Below are 18,702 nucleotides of genomic sequence, written 5' to 3'. Positions count from 1 at the left end.
TTAGCGGTTAATAATTACCATAAAGGCTGTCCTAGTATATTAGGTCAGCCCTTTTTATTAGCAATAATGTTTAGCCCGAGAGAGTACCCAAATGACTGATACCGCGAAAAACAAAAAAATTGACAATGACACTGCTGACAAAGCAGCAAAAGTATTTTTGCGGCAAGCGGATGCTAATGATGTGAGCGCTTTAGAGCAACTCTTAAACCTCTGCTATCGCCAAGATGAAGGCTGGACCAATGAGGCCGATTTGGTGGGCGGTATTCGCACCACGGCAGACGAGCTAGCTGGCGTCATTGCCAATCCTAAGCACTATGTTTTTGTTTATCCACAGACCGATACCGGCGAGCGCGGCGGCAAGGAGATAGGCGAGCTATTCGGCTGCATAGCTGTCGATATAAAGGTCGAGACAGGTTCAGATAAAAAATCTCATAGCAACAAAGCTTATATCGGTATGTTTGCCGTACATCCAAAGCTGCAAGGAGCAGGCATCGGTAACGTGATATTGCAGGCCGCCGAAACCTTCGCTGAAAGACATCTAAAAAGTAACAATCAACCCACCCGTCTTACTATGTCCATCTTAAGTCACCGCCCTGAATTATTGGCTTATTATCAGCGCCGCGGTTATCAGCTAAATGGTAATAGTATGCCGTTTCCTGTCGATGGCAATAATGGCGAGCCTAAGCGCGATGACTTAGTGCTATTGGAGCTTGAGAAAATCGTTAACGCATAACAGCGGACTTTACTTTATGCGCCCCAAAAGTGACCAAAAGTCATAAACAGCCCAATGCTGAGCAAGATAAACGCCACAATGATTAAGCGCTTGAACCAGTTAAAAGCAGGCAAGCGGGTCGCAGGGTCGTCAGACATCAAAAACGCAAACAAGAACAATAAACTTGCTGCTAAAGTCATAATGCCTAAGCCAACAGGTAAAATATAAAGGTAGACGGCTACCATCTTGCAACTCTCTTATCGTTTATTAGAATACTGGCATAATAACAGCAAGGATATTGAACTGTCTGCAAGTCACTTGAGGCTAAGGCATAAAAAGAGCAAGATACTAGCAAAGATAAAAGGCTATAAAAAGCAGTGCTATTGACAAAGAAATTATGTTGGGTTTTAAAGGGTGTTTAGGTATACTTTGAGCACTACCTAATCGAAACGAGAATATGATGAGAAGTATAAAAAAATTAGCAATTATCGCTGTATTGACACCGCTCTTTGCCGCTTGCTCGAGCGGCCCCTCTGATAGTGATGTAGAAGAGCTGATTCAGGCGCAGTATGACAAGGCCAATAGCATCATGGACGATGCAATGGTGCAAGCGGGTGATGATGAGATGGCAAAAGCTGTGAGCGGCATGATGGCAGGTATGATGCCAACGCTTGAGAGCGTAGACAATGTCAGCTGTGATACGACTGAGGGTGACAACACTTATCTGTGTACCGCTGATGTCACGCAAACCATCGGTGGCAATAGTCGTACTGATAGCGGCGCTTTTAAGGTCAGTGATGTCAATGGCGAATGGGTATTGACGCCATAGTGGCCATAGTGGTTGGTATGAGATACAAACGATGAAAAAAGGAGTGTCCAAGCGGCACTCCTTTTGTTATTTAACTCTATATGTTTACTCTTTATTGATCAGCTTCTACTGACAGCAATAACACTTGTTAACGCCTATAACGCTCATTTAGCGCCCATTAACGCCCATTAACGCTCGTTAACGCCCACTAACGCCCACTAACGCATTGTCACAAACTCTTCTGCACCGGTTGGATGAATAGCAACGGTATTATCAAAGTCAGCCTTAGTCGCGCCCATCTTCACTGCTACGGCAAACCCTTGCAGCATCTCATCGACACCGTAACCGATGCCATGTAGGCCAATGATTTTCTCCTCCTCACCTAAGCACACCAGCTTCATCACGCACTTTTGGCGATGCTGAGTCACGGCGCTATACATCGAGGTAAAGGTCGAGGTGTAGCACTTAATGTTGTCTTTGCCATGTAGCGCCACCGCGTCAATCTCTGACAAGCCAATCGTACCAATAGCAGGATGAGTAAAGATTACCGTTGGTACTAAATCATAAACCAAATGCTCGTCAGTCTTATCATTGAACAAGCGCTCTGACAATCTGCGACCTGCCGCGATAGCTACTGGCGTCAGATCAATGCTGTTTTCGATAATGTCACCAACTGAATATATGCCCTCAACATTGGTATTCTGGAATTTATCAACTTTAATTTTACCATTGGCAGTCGTCTCGACTCCGGTCACTTTCAAGTTGATATTGTCAGTAGACGGCGCGCGGCCAATCGCCCAAATCAGACAATCAACCGTATCTAGCGTACCATCTTTGGTAAATAGCTCTAAGCTGCCATCTTCGTTTTTATTGACCTCAGTGAGCGTAGTGTTGGTGTGCAAATGAATACCGTCTTGCTCCATCTCTATGAGCAAGGTCTCAACGATAGTATGATCAAACGAGCGCAGCGGCGAATGCTGGCGGACATAGAGATGTACCTCAGCGCCTAAGCTGTTGAGTACGCCTGCGATTTCAACAGCAATATAGCCTGCGCCTGCGATAGCGACGCGTTTGGGCAAATGAGTCAATTTAAAAAATCCATCAGAATCGATACCGTGCTCTGCGCCTGGGATATCAGGGAAAATAGGATGACCGCCCGTCGCAATCAAAATATGGTCAGCAGTGATTTGCTCGCCATTGACCTCAACCGTATTGGTATCGACGAATTTAGCAAAGCCTTTAATCACTTCCACGCCATTTTTGGCTAAGTTATTGTCATAAGAGCGATGGATATTCTCGATGTACTGCTGACGGCTTTGAATGAGTTTTTGAAAATCGAAATTCTTTAACTCAACCTCGAATCCGTAGTCTGGCGCGTACTTCTCAATCGCCTCAGCGACTTGCGCGCCGTACCACATCACCTTTTTGGGTACGCAGCCCCAATTGACGCAAGTGCCGCCTAATTGCTCCGCTTCGATAATCGCGCACTTTTTGCCATAGCTTGCTGCACGGTTAATGGAGGCAATACCGCCGCTACCGCCGCCAATGGAAATATAATCATAATGCTTTGTCATTGTTATGTCTCTTCATTAAGTTTCGGTACAGTTTTGAACTCTATTGTAATGGGTATGGATAATCCATCTTACAAGTTTTTTATCATAAGGGTGTGCCAGCTAGCATCAGTTTATAAAAGTATTTAAACAAAAATAGCCTAACACATAATAATCTCATTTAAACCCACTTAAACCTGCCTAGACTATGGCACGCCGTCTATAAAATAACAGCCCAGGAATGGACAAGCCCAGTACCAATCCTGAGGTCACAAACAAGGCTTCGAATAAATACACCATCATTTGGCTAAATAACTCGTCTGAAAAGCCAAAGTAACCAATCTGCACCATACTGACCATTGCCTTATAAGCGGCGATACCTGGCATCATACAGATGACACTTGGGGAGATTAACGCTTTGGGCGGTAGGGTGTATTTTTTAGAAAAGTACACGCCCAAAAAGCTGGCGAGCATCGCCCCAAAAAAGCTCGCTATCACCAGATGAACATGCTGATAGACCAGCGCCGTTTTTAACCCAAAGCCAAACGCCGTCATCAGCAGACACGGCAAAATATAGCGTTTGGGTACGCTAAACATCAGCGTCCAGCCAAGGGTAATGATGCAAGACAGTACGACGGTCTCAATAAACCACATCTAAAACCCCCAGTGCTGTATGCGTAGTAACACCAGCGCCATCACGATGCCCACACAGGCGGACAAAGTGAGCATATAAGTAAAAACCGCACGTCCAATACCGATATTGACATAGCCCTTTAAGATGTCGGACAACGAGTTAATCAGCGGAAAGCTTGGAATCAGCAGCAACACGCTAGAAGCCACAGCAATATCGGCATTATTGCCAATATCAAAGTAATAGGTCGTCGCCCCGATCAAAGAGGCGATAAAAGCCGTCACAATAACGGTAATAAAGGGGTTAAAATGATGCTTTGCCAAGTAGATACGGGTGAACATTGCCACCATACCAGCGATAAAGGTTACCGCCGTAATCGACCAGCTGCCACCATTTAAATAAGCAAAAGCGGCACAAGAAGCGCCGACAAATATACTGACTAGCCATGTCGGATATACGGTTTTATCCAACTCATCAAACGCAAGGGTTGTGCGGTCAATCAAATCATTATTATTGATAGTGGCTTCGGTTTTATTGACGATTTGCTGGATTTGTACCAATAAATTGACATTGATGCTCTGATTGATCGTATCTCGGGTGGTGGTAATACAGCGTTCATCACAGATGGTGGTCAGGGTAATGGCGTTAAAATTCAGCGAGCATTCGACGCTGTTCATCCCCAAGGCAAGCCCCAAGCGTTTGGATAAGTCCACCACCACGGCAGACTCAGCGCCATACTGCATGAGGAGTAAGCCGCAGCGCACGCATAATCGAGTGATGCGTTGTTGCTGTACGTAGCTGATAGAGGTCATTGGAGGAATATGCATATTGGCTGCGATATCGATATGGATAGAGGTAAAGATAGCATAACTTGCCTTGCTTATTTGCTACTATTATAAAGCGTAAACCACTGTCACAAGGAGAATAAAATGCATATCGCTATCTTAACGCTGACTTTTGCGCTACCTGGTTGTAGCTCATTAAAAGAAAAACGCCAACGTATGGGCGGCCTGCACGCACGTTTTGGCAATACGCCAAGCGGTTGCGGTGTGCGAAAGCGGTGAGCGTGATCGGCATGACGCCAGCGAATGGACGTTTGTGATCGTCGGCTTGTCTAAACGTGAGGTCGAGTCGCAGTGTAGTCAGATTGAGGAGAAGCTAGAACGGATAGTGGATGCAAGGATGATGAATGTGGAGCGGGAGTATGTTTAGGCTGTGAGCTTTAACTAGCCTATGAGCTAAGTTAGGTTTTCTGTCAAATCATTAGTATTATCTAACCACATTTTTATAGAAGGTTCGTTGTTCGGGTTATCAACAATGTTCTCTTGCAGTAGTTCCAGTATCCATAGTCTAATTTCTTCACGTTTACCATTAATCTCTCCTAGACATGGATGTAGTAAAATTGAATGGATAAATAACTTACGATTTCCTAGAAATTTATCAGTATTTATCCAAATTATCTCTCTCAATATATCTTTATCAATTAGCTCTAATATTTCTTTGTCATTACTATTGTAAGCTCTACGACTATGCTCATGAAAGTCTAAAAATATCGATGATATAGTGTTAGAGCTGATATTTTTATATTTATAGTTTGCTATCTTATCAACGGTGAAATTATAAAATCGATCATTTTCTTTTCTTCCAAAGGAGTAAAAATCATCAATAGATATTCGTATCTGATGATATTTGATACTATTTTCGATATGTCGTTTTATATGTATTTCTAACTGAATGGCTAAGTTTTTTCTATTACATGTATCAAGAATAGACCTCTTGCAAAAGTAGCAGAGAATTTTACAATAACTGAAACATTCATAACTGTCTAGGAACCATGCCAAACATAGATAAGCTACTCAAACAAAGTGACGCTGGTTTTAAACGCTACACTGGCATTCATAAAGCCACCTTTTATGACATGCTTGATGCCATGCAAGAGCATGAAGCATCTAAGACCAAATCAGGTAGACCAAGTGTGCTCAGTCTTAAGGAGCAGATACTACTAGCCCTGACTTATTGGCGTGAATACCGCACGCTTTATCATATCAGTATGGACTTTGGTATTCATGAGTCTTCTGCTAGCCGTATCATTCGTAAAGTAGAAGACACACTGATTGACTCTGGCAAGTTTGAATTGCCTAAAAAGCTGCCTAGTCGTGTCGATGAGGACATCAATTGGTCAGTCGTCATCGTCGATGCCACCGAAACCCCTATTGAGCGTCCAAAAAAAACCAAAGCGACTACTACAGCGGCAAGAAAAAACAACACACCTTAAAAGCGCAGGTTATCGTCCATTGGCAAACCGGCTTGATACTTGATGTGCAAACCTGCAAAGGGTCAATCCACGATTTTAAGCTCTATAAAGATACTTGTCCTGATTGGCTTCCTGACAATGCTAAATTACTAGCAGATAGTGGCTATCAAGGTATAGCAAAGCTACATAAGCAAACCTTCACCCCTTTTAAAAAGCCACGTGGTGGTCAGTTACTGGAGATATGCAAACAGGCCAATCACTATCTGGCAAAGTTCCGTATTGTGGTTGAGCACAAAATAGGCTTAATCAAGTTGTTTAAAATCGTGGCTCATAAATATCGCAACCGTCGTCAGCGCTATGATCTTAGAATGAAGCTGTTTGCTGGTATCATTAATTCCGAGCTTAACCTATGACTTTTGCAAGAGGTCTAATATCACAGTAAAAACTTAAGTTAGTAAGTTGTGCTCTCCCTATCTTAGCACAGGCCACATAATATAAGCGTTCTGCAAAGTTAGGTTTTAGGTCTATATTATGAAATTCGTTCAAAACCTCAGATGCTAATCTGTCGATTAATAAGACTTCTTCAGTAATCTTATCTTTTGCTATGAGATCCTTAGTGACTTCTTTATCAAAATCTAATTCTGTAATCCAAGATACAATAACTTCTCCCCAATCTGAAATTTCAAAATAATTGTAAAATGGATGAATATAATCATTAATCTTGTTGAATTTCACTATATCATCTGAAATTTCATTTTGTTCTTTATAAGCATTTTGTTTTTTGTAGCCTCTAAAGTTTTTAATATTTTTAGAGTTGAAGCTATCAACGAAAAATTTAAAGTCAATATCATTACCTAATCTTGATGGTATCTCATATATCATCCGAATTATTAAAATAAATCTTAATATTTGCTCTTTACTTAAGTGTGATAATGAAGGATATGCCTTGTCAAACAGTTTGAAAGACTTGTCCACCCGCTGATAGAACCGTAAGTTTTTTATTCCAATAATTTCATAAAACTGCTTATATACTGTGAATAGCTTACTGTCGACAATATCGTTTATGATAGATAAAGAATCATCTAAAACTAATAGCTCATCAAAAACCTTCTCTTTATACTCTTGAAATTGGTCGTTTGCTTTAGCATCATGTAAGATTACAACAACTTGACATTTTTTCTCTAACTTTAAATCGTTAATTAAACCCATGACGTCTTTAAGTGATAAGCTATCTGAAATTCTTTCAATATCATCAATGCAGATAACAGTGCTAGATACTAAGCTAGAAAGAGCACTAGTTATGAGGCTCTTACCTATATTTAGACTTAGTCCTTTCCCTTGTATGCTAGATAAATCAATAGTGTCCAAGGCTTTATTAAACAATGATTTAGCTCCTTGCATTCTGTCTTCTAACTGATTTATTGCATGAGTTTTGACAGCAATTTCGTATTTCAAAGAATCAAGTGAGTCAATGCCGAATAGAGATACATAGGCATACTTTTGTAATCTAAATTGATTGAGATTTCTTTGCTTGAAGTATTTCCAGAAATACGTTTTTCCTACACCCCATTCGCCAGTTAACGCAATAGCAAATGAGCTTTCTTCCCTAATTAAATCTACAAGTCTTTTCTCAAGATTTTCTACATTCGCCATTAATAATTACCTTACAGATGTTTTTAAAATAATAATTATATTAACACCGAACCTGAGGCTTACCCAACAAAAAAGACCACTCCCAAAAGAGCAGCCTTTAAATTAAAACCAAACAATTAACTAAACTAACCCGCCTCAGAAACCACCTGCGTAAGCATCGGCTTTAAGAACTCACCCGTATGCGAGCCTTTAACTTCTGCCACTTCCTCAGGCGTACCCTCCGCGATGATCATGCCGCCGCCTTTACCGCCTTCAGGGCCAAGATCAATTACCCAATCCGCCGTTTTGATGACATCCAAGTTATGCTCAATGACCACGATGGTATTACCTTTATCACGCAGCGCATGCAAGATATTAAGCAGCTTATCAATATCATGGAAATGCAAGCCTGTGGTTGGCTCATCCAAGATATATAGCGTCTGTCCCGTGTCGCGCTTAGCCAGCTCGCGTGCCAGTTTCACCCGCTGCGCTTCACCGCCAGATAGTGTCGGTGCAGACTGACCCAAGCGAATGTAGCTAAGCCCCACATCCATCAACGCTTGCAGGCGACGATAGATCGCTGGAATCGCCGAGAAGAACTCAGTGGCGTCCTCTACCGTCATCTCGAGCACGTCAGCGATGGTTTTGCCTTTATAGTGAATCTCTAAGGTCTCGCGGTTATAACGCTTGCCTTCACAGGTGTCACACGGCACATACATATCCGGTAAAAAATGCATCTCAACTTTGATGAGACCGTCGCCTTGGCACATCTCACAGCGTCCGCCTTTGACGTTGAAGCTAAAGCGCCCAGCTTTATAACCACGTGCGCGGGCTTCTGGTGTCTGGGCGAACATCTCACGCACGGGAGTGAAGACGCCAGTATAAGTCGCAGGATTGGAGCGCGGGGTACGACCAATTGGGCTTTGATCGATATCGACCATTTTATCCAAATGCTCAAGACCGCTAATGCTGTCATGCTTGTCCGCGATTAGCGTTGAGGCATTGTTTAATTGTGTGGCGGCGATAGGCATAAGCGTACGGTTAATCAGCGTTGATTTACCAGAACCCGATACGCCCGTGACACACGTCATCACCCCAACGGGCAGGCTCAGATCGACGTCTTTTAGGTTGTTGCCTGAGGCGCCTTTGAGCTCGATAGTCATCGGTACCTTTTTAGTTTTGGCTTTCGCTTTACCTTTACCCTCGACCTCTACGGTTTTGGCTTTATGCCGCACTTTTGGTATCTCAATGCGTTTTTCGCCCGACATATATTGTCCGGTGAGCGAGTCTGGCGTTGCCATCACTTCATCGACCGTGCCCTCGGCGATGATATGACCACCGTGTACGCCAGCCCCAATACCGATATCGATGACGTGATCCGCTTGACGAATCGCATCTTCATCGTGCTCAACGACCAGTACGGTATTACCTAAATCACGCAGGCGTGTTAAAGTTTTAAGCAAGCGGTCGTTATCACGCTGATGCAAGCCAATGGACGGCTCATCAAGGACATACATGACGCCCATCAGACCTGCACCAATTTGACTGGCCAAACGAATACGCTGCGCTTCACCGCCGGATAGGGTTTCGGCAGAGCGCGCTAGGGTTAGATAATCGAGGCCAACGCTGACCAAGAAGTTTAAGCGCTCGTTAATCTCTTTAAAGATCTTCTCTGCCACCTCACCTTTATGACCGTCAATCTTTAGAGTCTTATAATAGTCCGCCGCGTCGCCAATGGAGAGCTTGACGATTTCAGCGATGGTTTGTTCATCGACACGCACGTTACGCGAGATTTCATTGAGGCGAGCGCCATCGCAAACGTTACACGTGGTGTCAGCCAGATACTTTGCCAGCTCGTCACGCACTAAGTTGCTTTGCGTTTTGGCATAACGGCGCTCAAGATAGGGTAGTACGCCTTCAAAAGGAACGGTTTTATTGGTTTTACGTCCGCGCTCATCGGTAAAGTTAAAGGTGAGCTTCTCTTTACCTGAGCCGTGCATGATCAGCTCTTGCTGCTTTTTGGGCAGCTCCGTCCACGGCGTATCCATATCGATATTAAAATGGTTACAAACGGTGGTTAGCAGCCCAAAATAGTACGAGTGGCGCTTATCCCAACCGTTAATCGCGCCTTGATTGAGCGTCTTATCAACATGAGTAATGAGCTTTTCAGCAGCGAAATACTGACGCTTACCGAGTCCATCACAAGTTGGGCAAGCACCGTAGGGGTTGTTAAAACTAAACATGCGCGGCTCAAGCTCAGGTACAGCGCGATCACAAATCGGACAGCTGTGCTTGGCAGACATCACTTGATTATCAGAGCCGCCCTCAGTAGGATTACCATCCATAAAGTGCAGCGTCACTAGACCTTGTCCCAAACGTAGCGCGGTCTCCAAGCTCTCAGCGACGCGGTTACCTAAGTCATCACGTACTTTAAAGCGGTCAACCACCACTTCGATGGTGTGCTTTTTCTTCTTATCGAGCGTTGGTAGCTCATCAGTATCATAGACATGACCATCGACGCTTACGCGTACAAAGCCTTGACCGATCAATTGCTCAAGCAGCACTGTATGCTCGCCTTTACGCTCACGCACTACTGGCGCAAGGATCATAAGCTTGGTCTCATCGGGGAGTGCCATAACCTGATCGACCATCTCGGTCACCGACTGCGCCACCATAGGTTCGCCATGCTCTGGGCAATAAGGCGTGCCGATACGCGCGTATAATAGACGCAGGTAATCATAAATCTCAGTGATCGTACCGACCGTTGAGCGTGGATTATGGTTGGTCGATTTTTGCTCAATAGCAATTGCCGGTGACAAGCCTTCGATGCTATCGACTTCAGGCTTTTCCATCTGCGATAAGAACTGGCGCGCATAAGCGGACAAACTCTCGACGTATCGGCGTTGTCCTTCGGCATATAGCGTATCAAAAGCCAAGGACGATTTACCAGAACCGGATAAACCAGTAATCACCACGAATTTATCGCGTGGGATATCAAGATCAATGTTTTTAAGATTATGAGTACGTGCGCCGCGTATTGCGATATGGTCATGGGCCATCGGTAAGGGGTTTCCTATTTTCTAAAGTGGGTCAGCAGTTCATAAAACCAACCAACAATTGTAAATTTAAAAAGTAAATAATGTTAAGTCATAATAAAATAGATAAATAAAAGGAAAAAGCAGTCAAAGGCTTAACTATTTTTTAAACCCTATTCGCTTTCGTTAATTAACAAAAGTCTATCTTTGTCAGTTAGGGGTAAATAGCCAACCGGTATTTATATTTTTACGATAGCTATTGAGTAAGTTTGAAACTGCTGCATTTCTTAGTACACGAATAATTATCAGCAAGCCATATTCGTAGCAGAACAATAAGTAAAAGAACAATGCTATCAACGCTTTACTTTATAGTCACGATTAGGCGATTATTCAAGTCAGGGACACGTATTAAAGAAGGTTGGTAACAAAACTATAGAGATCATGACGGTAGAGCTAGCGAGTAGCGCCTAGTAATAAAAGTCTCGGCAAGAAAATGGTGAATGTCTTATACTAGGGAGCTTGATTTGAGGCTGAAGTTAGCAGATGTTATAAGATGAACCAGTGAGGCAAGTATGAATAGCGTAGAGAAACGGGCAATCTTAGGGGTAGGCGGTATTTTTGCTCTGCGCATGGTTGGTCTGTTTATGATCGTGCCAGTGTTTTCGGTCTACGGTGATAATTACGCGTATGCTACGCCGTTTTTGATCGGCCTGGCCGTTGGTATCTACGGACTGGGTCAGGCGATATTTCAAATACCGATGAGCCTTGCCGCCGATAAGTTTCCGCGTAAGCCGATTATCATGCTTGGTCTGATACTGTTTGCGGCGGGCGGTATTATTGCCGCCAATGCCACTGATATTTATCAGGTGATCATCGGGCGCGCGCTGGCAGGGAGCGGTGCGGTTTCTGCGGTGCTCATGGCATTGCTTGCCGACGTCACCCGCGAGGAGATGCGCACCAAGGCAATGGCGACAATGGGCTTGACTATTGCTACCTCCATCATGCTCGCCTTTGCCTTTGGGCCGTTATTAGTAGGCTCGCTTGGTATCTCTGGTCTATTTTGGCTGACTGCAGGATTTGCTATTTTAGCGATGCTGCTACTTTTTGTCGTACCTACGCCAATGCGCGTGCTCAAGCACAATCTGGATAACAAATCGATCGGTGAGCAGCTCGCTACTGTGCTCAAAATCGGCGACTTAAACCGTTTGCACTTTGGAATTTTTGCGCTGCATTTGACCATGACAGCGATATTTGTGATCTTGCCGCATCAGCTCACAGAGGTGATGGGTCTATCGGTACGTCAGCAAGGCTTAGTCTACTTGCCGCTATTGTTTGTCGGCTTTGCCGTCGCCATTCCCTTTATTATCATCGCTGAAAAGAAGCATAAAATGCGCCAAGTCTTTCTAGCTGCTATCGCCTTAATGACTGCAGCCTTGGCATTACTGGCCTTAGGTAGCCAAGTCGGTGTCGGTATTATTGTAGGTTTATTGCTCTATTTTATGGGTTTTAACTTACTTGAGGCCACTATTCCATCTTGGATATCCAAGCGCGCCCCAGTCGCGAATAAAGCCACGGCGATGGGGCTTAATTCATCGAGCCAGTTCTTTGGGGCTTTTGTTGGCGGAGCGATGGGCGGTTTGCTATTGACCCAATCTGACCTACTCGCTTGGGGCATTCTAGCTGCTATTATGGGAGCCGCGTTATTGATCATTCTGCCAATCTCGCAGCCGCCGTATCTATCGAGTACGACAGTAACGATACCCAAAGACGTCGATATTCAGAGCTGGTCGCAGCAGATAACCGCGATTACTGGTGTTGATGAACTGGTCGTTATGGCAAAGGAGCAAGTCGCTTATCTCAAACTGGATAAAACCCAGCTAACGGATGAAGCGAAGCAAGAGCTTGCCAAGTTAGCCCAAAGCCCTTTGAATATTTAATTGCGCCATTCAAACCTAATATTACCGAGCAGTGGTATTGTGCGGCAAAAGGGTAGAGCTTGGCATTTTAATACTGAATACACATCACAGATAATAATAATCTATAGGGCCAACTAACGTACAAATGTATCATATTAAGCGACATAGAATGTCGTCTATAAATAAGAGTAGCTAGATATTTATGCAAAAAACGTATAAAGTAAACCTATAATATTAATTGAAAAGTAGGGTTGATAATTATTGACCTTACAAAAATAGATTAAAGTAAGCAACATAGGCTTTTATATAAAAGCTTAGCGCTTATTAACAAAATCATCTATAAAAAAGGAAGACATTATGCGCGGAGTTAATAAAGTCATCATCATCGGTAATCTTGGTGCGGATCCTGAATCGCGCCAATTCAATAATGGCGGTAGTGTTACTAATATCTCAGTCGCTACCTCTGAGCAGTGGACCGACAAACAAAGCGGTGAAAAAAGAGAAGCGACCGAATGGCACCGTGTCTCACTTTTCAATCGTTTGGGCGAAATTGCCGCTCAGTACTTACGTAAAGGCAGCAAAGTCTATATCGAAGGTAGCTTGCGCACTCGTAAATACCAGGCTCCTGACGGTAGTGACCGCTATGCTACCGAAATCCGTGCCGAGCAGATGCAAATGCTAGATGGCGCAAGCGGCGGTCAAGGCGGTCAGCAAGGCGGCTATAATAGTCAAGGCGGTGGTCAAGGATTTGGCGGTCAGCAAGGCCAAGCTGGTGGCATGGCAGCAGTCGCACAAGGTGGTCAGCAGGGCGGCTATGGCAATCAAGGTACACCGGCTCAGAATAACAATCAATTCAACCAACCAGCACAGACACCGCAGTCTAAGTCTAACGCTATGCCAGACGGCCCAGTCGATGATGATATTCCGTTCTGAGGAATACAATAACAATATGTTGTATAGTGAGCTCAGTATAAAAACGATACAGTGGGACTGGGATAAATTTTACGCAGCCTCTGTCGGCGCAAGCACAGCACGCAAGGAAAATTTATACCAGTTCCACGTTGATATATAATTTATCTGTTTTATTTAGAACCGACTATATTTATAATTCTGTAGCTCATTGATAATAATATCATTGAGCTATTTTTATATCTAAAAGTATTGTATTTATATTTAATAACCAATAAAAAACAACTTATGTTGTTTTTCTAAAAAGTAACGCTATCGATAATGAATTATAAATAGCGTATTATCGTTAATAGAGTTTGATATAATAGTGAGAGTTAATGCAGTCTGTATTTAGATTGAGTTAATTGTTTTATATCTATAATCAAATAATTGCATCGCTCATTAGAGAATAAACGATTAAAGACGATGACGACTAATGGATTATAGATTTTAGGCTATTGAGTCTATTTCCTATAATGAACACCTTTATACCGAGGCTATTATGAAAAATAACAACCCTATTGATTTAGAAAACTTAGACGTCGAGCAACTGCGCGCAATCACTGAAAACGCCCAGCAGCTGATTGATCAAAAACAGCATCAACGTCTATATGATGCTTATATGCAATTTGAGCAAATCGCTGAAGACGCTGATAGCAGCATTGATGAGATTCTAAAAGCCGGCGAGAAGCTTGAGAAGAAGCGCAGCATCAAGTATCGCAACACCGATAACAGCGAAGAGACGTGGACAGGCCGTGGTCGCAAGCCAACTTGGCTTGTGGAAGCCTTAGCAGCTGGCCATGAACTAAACGAGTTTGCTATTTAATAAAGCTATAGTCGAACCACTATTAAAGTGTTACAGCGTTAGACTCGTTTAGCCTACTACTGTAGTACTTGCACTCGTCTGCCTTGTACCACTTTTAATATTGATTGACTATATCAAATCAGTACGATACTCGGCGCTAAGCTTGAGTAAGAAACCAGTATTTTTATTTAAGAATACTGGTTTTTTTATGTCACCTAGAGCGCATTATTTGCTATGATAATGAGCTTTTAACCCTTTTAAAAGAGTCTTTTATTCGTGCCAAAACTGTCTGCATCGTCCCATAAACGTCCGCGTAAGCTGTGGTGGCTGGTGGGTTTGGTGGTGTTTGCGCTATTTGCAGTACTGCAAATGCCAGCGGCATGGATCGTCGAAAAATATGCGCCTGAGTCGCCGTATGTGCAGCAAGTATCGGGCAATGTCTGGCAAGGCGCGCTTATCTGGCAATTACCACAAACGGGTACGGCGCTGACCGGCTCGGCCAATTGGACTTGGCAGCCGTGGCAGTTATTTTTGGGTAAGCTTGGCGCTGACATTGAGGTTACGACCGGCCAAACGCGCTTAGATGGACAAGTCAAGATAGGGCGCAGCGCATGGCAAGTGGATGATATGAGTGGCAAAATTGCTGCTGAAACTTTGGCCAGTGTCGTCCATTGGCAGCTACCCAACACGCCAATTCAGCTCAATAATGTCTCTATACAGCGGCAGTCAGCGGCGGGTGATAAGAGCGCCGGTTTCCATAAAGCGGATGGTCAGCTCACTTGGGTAGGCGGTGAGGTCGGCTATCCTAATGCCGGCAAGATACTCTATATTACGATGCCGCCCATGCGCGCGCAGCTCAGTAGCGAACAAAAAAACGATAACCATCTACTACATGTCAATTTATTAAATAATCAAGACAAACGCTTAGGCGACTTGTATCTAGATGGTGATAACATGTTGGATGTCAGTTTGACCCAGCGCTTACTTGAGAATATGCCAGAATATCAAGGTCAAGCGCCGCAAGATACTCCAGTCATTAGTGTGCGTCAGCCGTTATTAACCGGCTTAGGGGCAAATTGATCATGAGTATGAGCGCACGACTAAAGCCGATAATGGATACGCTCAATCGCTTCTCAGCTTGGCTGTTATTATTAGCGATTATTTGGTTGTGTTGGGTGGCAGCGCGATTATTGTGGCTGATATTAGCGCCGCCACTTGCCCCAGCTTTACCGCTGCAAGCGCTTCAAAACAACGCAAATAGCGCCGTTGACAACAGCAATTTGTTTGCCATTTTTGCAGACCCTAAGCCTGCCGCGGCAGCTGTTCAGCCGCCGCCGAATGTAGAGCTAAAAGGAGTGCTGCTCGCCATACCTGATAGCTTGTCGTCAGCGCTACTAGACGTTAACGGTGACGTCAAAAACTACCGTATCGGTGATGACTTAGCAGACAGCGGTTTTACGCTTATCAGTGTCGATTGGAATGCAGTGATTATTGCTGACGCCGCCGATCAGCAAATCGTTATCGAGTTGCCAGAGGCGCTACCACTCGATCAGCGCGGTTTAGATGACAGCGCTATTGGCAATCAGCGCCTGCCTAATACGGGTAATGCAAGCAATACGCTACCTTTGCCAACCCAAAGCCCGCCGATAGCTACTGATGATCCGCCAGCAGAAGAGAGTCAACCTGCTGACACAAGCTCTGCTATAGAGGAAGCGGTAAGCGCGCTAAAAGAAAACCCAGCCAGTTATTTAAGCCGTATGGGCGTCATGGCGTCAGGCGAGGGCTATCAGGTCACTGCAGCTATGCCATCAGGATTGCGCAATCGCTTAGGGCTTGAGGCTGGAGACAAGGTACTGACTGTCAATGGGCAAACGGTTGGTAGCAGTCCAGCGCAAGATGCGACGGTTCTGCAACAAGTGCAGCAATCGGGCGCAGCGCAGATTGAGGTGCAGCGAGGCGAGCAAGTGATTACGATTCGCCAGCAGTTTTAGGGTAGCGCGAACATTTTTATCATAATTTAGTTTTATCAGTTTATCGTACACAAGTTTTACCGCGTTAATTTATAACTGTCAGCCAGCAGTATGTTAGCCTGTAGCATCTTGTACCTCACAGTGACATCACAATGGGTAATCATGACCATGGTAAGTTTGGATAAGTTTTCAACGACAGCTTTACGTCTTTCTATACAGCGGTTACTACGTATATGCCGGCCTTTATACTTAGCGCTGCCATTATGGGCAGCCTCTTGTGGTCTGGCGAGCGCTGAGAGCTGGAAAGTTAATTTGCAAGATGCTGATATAAAAGCTTTTATCAACGAAGTGGCCACTATTACCGACCAAAACTTTGTTCTTGATCCACGTATCAACGGTAATGTCACTGTCATATCCAACCGTGCGTTGTCCCGTGATGAGATCTATCAGTTGTTTTTGAGCGTCATGCAAGTCAATGGTATAGCGGCGATAGATTCAGGTACTACCGTCAAACTAGTTCCAGATAATGTCGCTAAGCAATCGGGAGTGGCGGTCGATTTGCGCGGTGATAGTATTGGCGAGTCGTTGGCCACTCGAGTGATTTATTTGACCAACACGCAAGCGGCTGAGATCTTAGGCGTTATTCGGCCCTTGATGCCGCAGTCGGCCCACGCTGCTGCCGTACCGGGCGTCAATGCGCTGGTGTTATCTGATCGCGCCGATAGCCTCAACCAGCTCACTGCGCTGATTCGCGACTTAGATAGCAACGTCAATGATAGTCTGCAAGTGATACCGCTACGCCATGTCGACGCTGAGCGTATGATGGATCTGATTAGCGCTTTGGTGAGTACCGGCGGCGGTCAGGCAGCAGGCGGCGATCAGCTCAAAGTCATTGCCGATAGCGCAAGCGATAGGCTACTAGTCAAGGGCAGTCCGGAGATGATTGCCAAGGTACAAGAGATGGTCAATCAGCTTGATACCACGCCATCACGCCGGCTCAGCGGTTTACGCGTATTTCGCTTAAAGTATGCTAGCGCCGCTCATATTGCCGATATGCTACGCGGTTTGTTGGCCAATCAGTCTCTTAATAGCTCAGGGGCAACCTCCACTCTAGAGTCCGCCTCCCTGACTGGGGCTAGTAGTACAGGCGCTACGATCAACGGGGCTGCCAATGAGCTACTCAATAACGCGACTAATAATGCAAACAGCCCTGCTGCGACTAGTGCTGCAACAGGCGGCGCAACCAATAGCACCACAGGTCGGCCTTTTAGTATTATTGCTGATGAGACGCAAAATGCCATTATTGTCAATGCTGCACCTGAGCTGATGTTTGAGATTGAAGAGGCGGTGAACCAACTCGATAATCGCCGCGCCCAAGTGCTCATTCAAGCGGCTATCGTGGAGGTATCCGGCGATGATGCAACGCAATTGGGCGTACAGTGGGCGCTTGGTAATGCCAATAGCGGCTTGGGGGTCGTCAACTTCAACAACGTTGGGGCTAGCGCGACTTCCTTGGCGGCAGCGGCGTTGGCAGGCGGTGGCGTAGCTGGTGCTGCTGGTCTTAGCTCAGCGGCCAACTCTATTGTCGGCGCTTTGATAGGGATTGGTGATAGCCGCAAAGACAGTCAAGGCAATACCGAGTTTTATGGCGCTATCTTACAAGCGCTCGACTCTTCAACCAGTGCCAATCTATTGTCGATGCCTTCTATTTTGACCTTAGACAACGAAAAGGCGAGTATTTTAGTCGGACAAAACGTACCTTTTGTTACCGGCTCTTATACCACTACCGGTAATGATTCTACTAACCCTTTTCAGACTATCGAGCGCCAAGACATCGGTATCAATCTCAATGTCATCCCGCATATCGGCGAAAACGGTACGGTGCGCTTGGAGGTCTCGCAAGAGGTTTCATCAGTTGTGCCAGGAAGTGTCGGCAACTCAAGTGGAATCATCACTAACAAAAACCTAATCAACACCACTATCTTGGCAGACGATCAGCAGACCATTGCTCTGGGTGGCTTGATGCGTGATAATACGACGTCCCGCCAGCAAAAAGTGCCCGGTCTCGGTAACGTTCCAGTGATTGGGCGCCTGTTTCGCTCAGACAATGACAGTACGCAAAAGAGCAATCTGATTATATTTTTGCAGCCGACGATACTGCGTGATGGCGGCGCGGTGGCTAGCGTCACTGAGCGCAAATTCAATCAGATGCGCGTCTTACAATTAGTCATTGATAAAAACGGCACCATCAAGCAGCTGCCTCTTAGCGGTACTGAAGGCTGGGATGGTGAGGTCAATAAAGATTATGAGCTCATGCCGCTAAATCCACTGATTCCTAAACGCGATCAGACGCCAAATCGAATAACCCCGCCATCAGGCTTCACGCGCGTTGATAGCCCAAATGCAGGTATTACGACTTATCCTATTAGCCAGTAGCTTTG

At 44.9% G+C, this 18,702-nt stretch carries 17 protein-coding genes and 1 pseudogene; 12 read left to right on the top strand and 6 right to left on the bottom strand.

What is annotated here, in order from left to right:
• Window positions 1–91 precede the first annotated feature (91 nt).
• Window positions 92–733: a GNAT family N-acetyltransferase gene (locus tag JMY03_RS04810; protein WP_201601530.1), complete on the top strand. Its 642-nt coding sequence runs from the start codon at window positions 92–94 to the stop codon at window positions 731–733.
• A 14-nt stretch (window positions 734–747) separates the two neighbouring features.
• On the opposite strand, the gene JMY03_RS04805 is transcribed toward JMY03_RS04810, so the two are convergent.
• Complete coding sequence (locus tag JMY03_RS04805; RefSeq protein WP_025644536.1) at window positions 748–957, bottom strand: hypothetical protein; 210 nt, start codon at window positions 955–957, stop codon at window positions 748–750.
• Between the two features lie 215 nt (window positions 958–1,172).
• Between JMY03_RS04805 and JMY03_RS04800 the strand changes: the two genes are divergently transcribed.
• On the top strand, window positions 1,173–1,541 hold the full coding sequence (locus JMY03_RS04800; RefSeq protein ID WP_201601527.1) for a hypothetical protein: 369 nt from the start codon (window positions 1,173–1,175) through the stop codon (window positions 1,539–1,541).
• Window positions 1,542–1,738: 197 nt separating this feature from the next.
• On the opposite strand, the gene gorA is transcribed toward JMY03_RS04800, so the two are convergent.
• The 3 genes from gorA to JMY03_RS04785 form a co-directional block, all read right to left on the bottom strand.
• The gene (gene gorA, locus JMY03_RS04795) at window positions 1,739–3,094 is read right to left on the bottom strand and encodes a glutathione-disulfide reductase (protein ID WP_201601524.1); all 1,356 of its coding nucleotides are present in this window, start codon (window positions 3,092–3,094) and stop codon (window positions 1,739–1,741) included.
• Window positions 3,095–3,271: 177 nt separating this feature from the next.
• Complete coding sequence (locus tag JMY03_RS04790; RefSeq protein ID WP_201601522.1) at window positions 3,272–3,724, bottom strand: threonine/serine exporter family protein; 453 nt, start codon at window positions 3,722–3,724, stop codon at window positions 3,272–3,274.
• Window positions 3,725–4,513, bottom strand: a complete 789-nt coding sequence (locus JMY03_RS04785) for a threonine/serine exporter family protein (RefSeq protein ID WP_201602163.1) — start codon at window positions 4,511–4,513, stop codon at window positions 3,725–3,727.
• A gap of 117 nt (window positions 4,514–4,630) precedes the next feature.
• Here JMY03_RS04785 and JMY03_RS13260 point away from each other — a divergent pair, with 117 nt between their 5' ends.
• The 4 genes and pseudogenes from JMY03_RS13260 to JMY03_RS04770 all read left to right on the top strand — a co-directional run.
• Complete coding sequence (locus JMY03_RS13260; RefSeq protein ID WP_265089603.1) at window positions 4,631–4,765, top strand: DUF503 domain-containing protein; 135 nt, start codon at window positions 4,631–4,633, stop codon at window positions 4,763–4,765.
• Window positions 4,749–4,913 carry a DUF503 family protein gene (locus JMY03_RS13255; protein WP_265089602.1) on the top strand — a complete coding sequence of 55 codons (165 nt, stop codon included), beginning with the start codon at window positions 4,749–4,751 and terminating at the stop codon, window positions 4,911–4,913. Before JMY03_RS13260 ends, JMY03_RS13255 begins: the two co-directional genes overlap by 17 nt.
• A 622-nt stretch (window positions 4,914–5,535) precedes the next feature.
• The gene (locus JMY03_RS04775; protein WP_105243994.1) at window positions 5,536–5,976 is read left to right on the top strand and encodes a transposase family protein; all 441 of its coding nucleotides are present in this window, start codon (window positions 5,536–5,538) and stop codon (window positions 5,974–5,976) included.
• A gap of 8 nt (window positions 5,977–5,984) precedes the next feature.
• Window positions 5,985–6,368 (top strand): annotated as a pseudogene (locus JMY03_RS04770) (transposase family protein); the annotation flags it as partial.
• Here JMY03_RS04770 and JMY03_RS04765 read toward each other — a convergent pair.
• Both JMY03_RS04765 and uvrA read right to left on the bottom strand, forming a co-directional pair.
• Entirely contained in the window at window positions 6,358–7,608 is a 1,251-nt protein-coding gene (locus tag JMY03_RS04765) for a P-loop NTPase fold protein (RefSeq protein WP_201601520.1), read from the bottom strand. The pseudogene JMY03_RS04770 and the gene JMY03_RS04765 sit on opposite strands and share 11 nt — an antisense overlap.
• A 125-nt stretch (window positions 7,609–7,733) precedes the next feature.
• Window positions 7,734–10,646 (bottom strand): excinuclease ABC subunit UvrA, encoded by a 2,913-nt coding sequence (gene uvrA / locus JMY03_RS04760; protein WP_201601518.1) that lies wholly within the window; start codon window positions 10,644–10,646, stop codon window positions 7,734–7,736.
• A 548-nt stretch (window positions 10,647–11,194) separates the two neighbouring features.
• Between uvrA and JMY03_RS04755 the strand changes: the two genes are divergently transcribed.
• From JMY03_RS04755 to gspD, 6 genes are all read left to right on the top strand, one after another.
• Window positions 11,195–12,559: an MFS transporter gene (locus JMY03_RS04755; protein WP_201601516.1), complete on the top strand. Its 1,365-nt coding sequence runs from the start codon at window positions 11,195–11,197 to the stop codon at window positions 12,557–12,559.
• Between the two features lie 336 nt (window positions 12,560–12,895).
• A complete protein-coding gene (gene ssb, locus JMY03_RS04750; protein ID WP_201601514.1) occupies window positions 12,896–13,471 on the top strand; it encodes a single-stranded DNA-binding protein in 576 nt (191 codons plus the stop codon).
• A 517-nt stretch (window positions 13,472–13,988) separates the two neighbouring features.
• Window positions 13,989–14,312, top strand: a complete 324-nt coding sequence (locus tag JMY03_RS04745) for an H-NS histone family protein (protein ID WP_201557971.1) — start codon at window positions 13,989–13,991, stop codon at window positions 14,310–14,312.
• Window positions 14,313–14,567: 255 nt separating this feature from the next.
• The gene (gspN, locus tag JMY03_RS04740; protein WP_201601512.1) at window positions 14,568–15,371 is read left to right on the top strand and encodes a type II secretion system protein N; all 804 of its coding nucleotides are present in this window, start codon (window positions 14,568–14,570) and stop codon (window positions 15,369–15,371) included.
• 8 nt (window positions 15,372–15,379) lie between these two features.
• Window positions 15,380–16,282, top strand: coding sequence for a type II secretion system protein N (locus JMY03_RS04735; protein WP_227501929.1), 903 nt, complete (start codon window positions 15,380–15,382; stop codon window positions 16,280–16,282).
• 147 nt (window positions 16,283–16,429) lie between these two features.
• On the top strand, window positions 16,430–18,697 hold the full coding sequence (gene gspD / locus JMY03_RS04730) for a type II secretion system secretin GspD (protein ID WP_201602160.1): 2,268 nt from the start codon (window positions 16,430–16,432) through the stop codon (window positions 18,695–18,697).
• Window positions 18,698–18,702: the final 5 nt, after the last annotated feature.

Origin of the sequence: Psychrobacter submarinus (assembly GCF_904846685.1) — a bacterium.
Classification (GTDB): Bacteria; Pseudomonadota; Gammaproteobacteria; order Pseudomonadales; family Moraxellaceae; genus Psychrobacter; species Psychrobacter submarinus.
This window is presented reverse-complemented; position numbering and strand designations above follow the sequence as displayed.

What these genes read in the sequence shown, in the direction of transcription:
- JMY03_RS04810 (WP_201601530.1), top strand. Translation starts at nt 92, where the DNA reads ATGACTGATACCGCGAAAAACAAAAAAATTGACAATGACACTGCTGAC.
- JMY03_RS04805 (WP_025644536.1), bottom strand. Translation starts at nt 957, where the DNA reads ATGGTAGCCGTCTACCTTTATATTTTACCTGTTGGCTTAGGCATTATG.
- JMY03_RS04800 (WP_201601527.1), top strand. Translation starts at nt 1,173, where the DNA reads ATGAGAAGTATAAAAAAATTAGCAATTATCGCTGTATTGACACCGCTC.
- gorA (WP_201601524.1), bottom strand. Translation starts at nt 3,094, where the DNA reads ATGACAAAGCATTATGATTATATTTCCATTGGCGGCGGTAGCGGCGGT.
- JMY03_RS04790 (WP_201601522.1), bottom strand. Translation starts at nt 3,724, where the DNA reads ATGTGGTTTATTGAGACCGTCGTACTGTCTTGCATCATTACCCTTGGC.
- JMY03_RS04785 (WP_201602163.1), bottom strand. Translation starts at nt 4,513, where the DNA reads ATGACCTCTATCAGCTACGTACAGCAACAACGCATCACTCGATTATGC.
- JMY03_RS13260 (WP_265089603.1), top strand. Translation starts at nt 4,631, where the DNA reads ATGCATATCGCTATCTTAACGCTGACTTTTGCGCTACCTGGTTGTAGC.
- JMY03_RS04775 (WP_105243994.1), top strand. Translation starts at nt 5,536, where the DNA reads ATGCCAAACATAGATAAGCTACTCAAACAAAGTGACGCTGGTTTTAAA.
- JMY03_RS04765 (WP_201601520.1), bottom strand. Translation starts at nt 7,608, where the DNA reads ATGGCGAATGTAGAAAATCTTGAGAAAAGACTTGTAGATTTAATTAGG.
- uvrA (WP_201601518.1), bottom strand. Translation starts at nt 10,646, where the DNA reads ATGGCCCATGACCATATCGCAATACGCGGCGCACGTACTCATAATCTT.
- JMY03_RS04755 (WP_201601516.1), top strand. Translation starts at nt 11,195, where the DNA reads ATGAATAGCGTAGAGAAACGGGCAATCTTAGGGGTAGGCGGTATTTTT.
- ssb (WP_201601514.1), top strand. Translation starts at nt 12,896, where the DNA reads ATGCGCGGAGTTAATAAAGTCATCATCATCGGTAATCTTGGTGCGGAT.
- JMY03_RS04745 (WP_201557971.1), top strand. Translation starts at nt 13,989, where the DNA reads ATGAAAAATAACAACCCTATTGATTTAGAAAACTTAGACGTCGAGCAA.
- JMY03_RS04735 (WP_227501929.1), top strand. Translation starts at nt 15,380, where the DNA reads ATGAGCGCACGACTAAAGCCGATAATGGATACGCTCAATCGCTTCTCA.
- gspD (WP_201602160.1), top strand. Translation starts at nt 16,430, where the DNA reads ATGGTAAGTTTGGATAAGTTTTCAACGACAGCTTTACGTCTTTCTATA.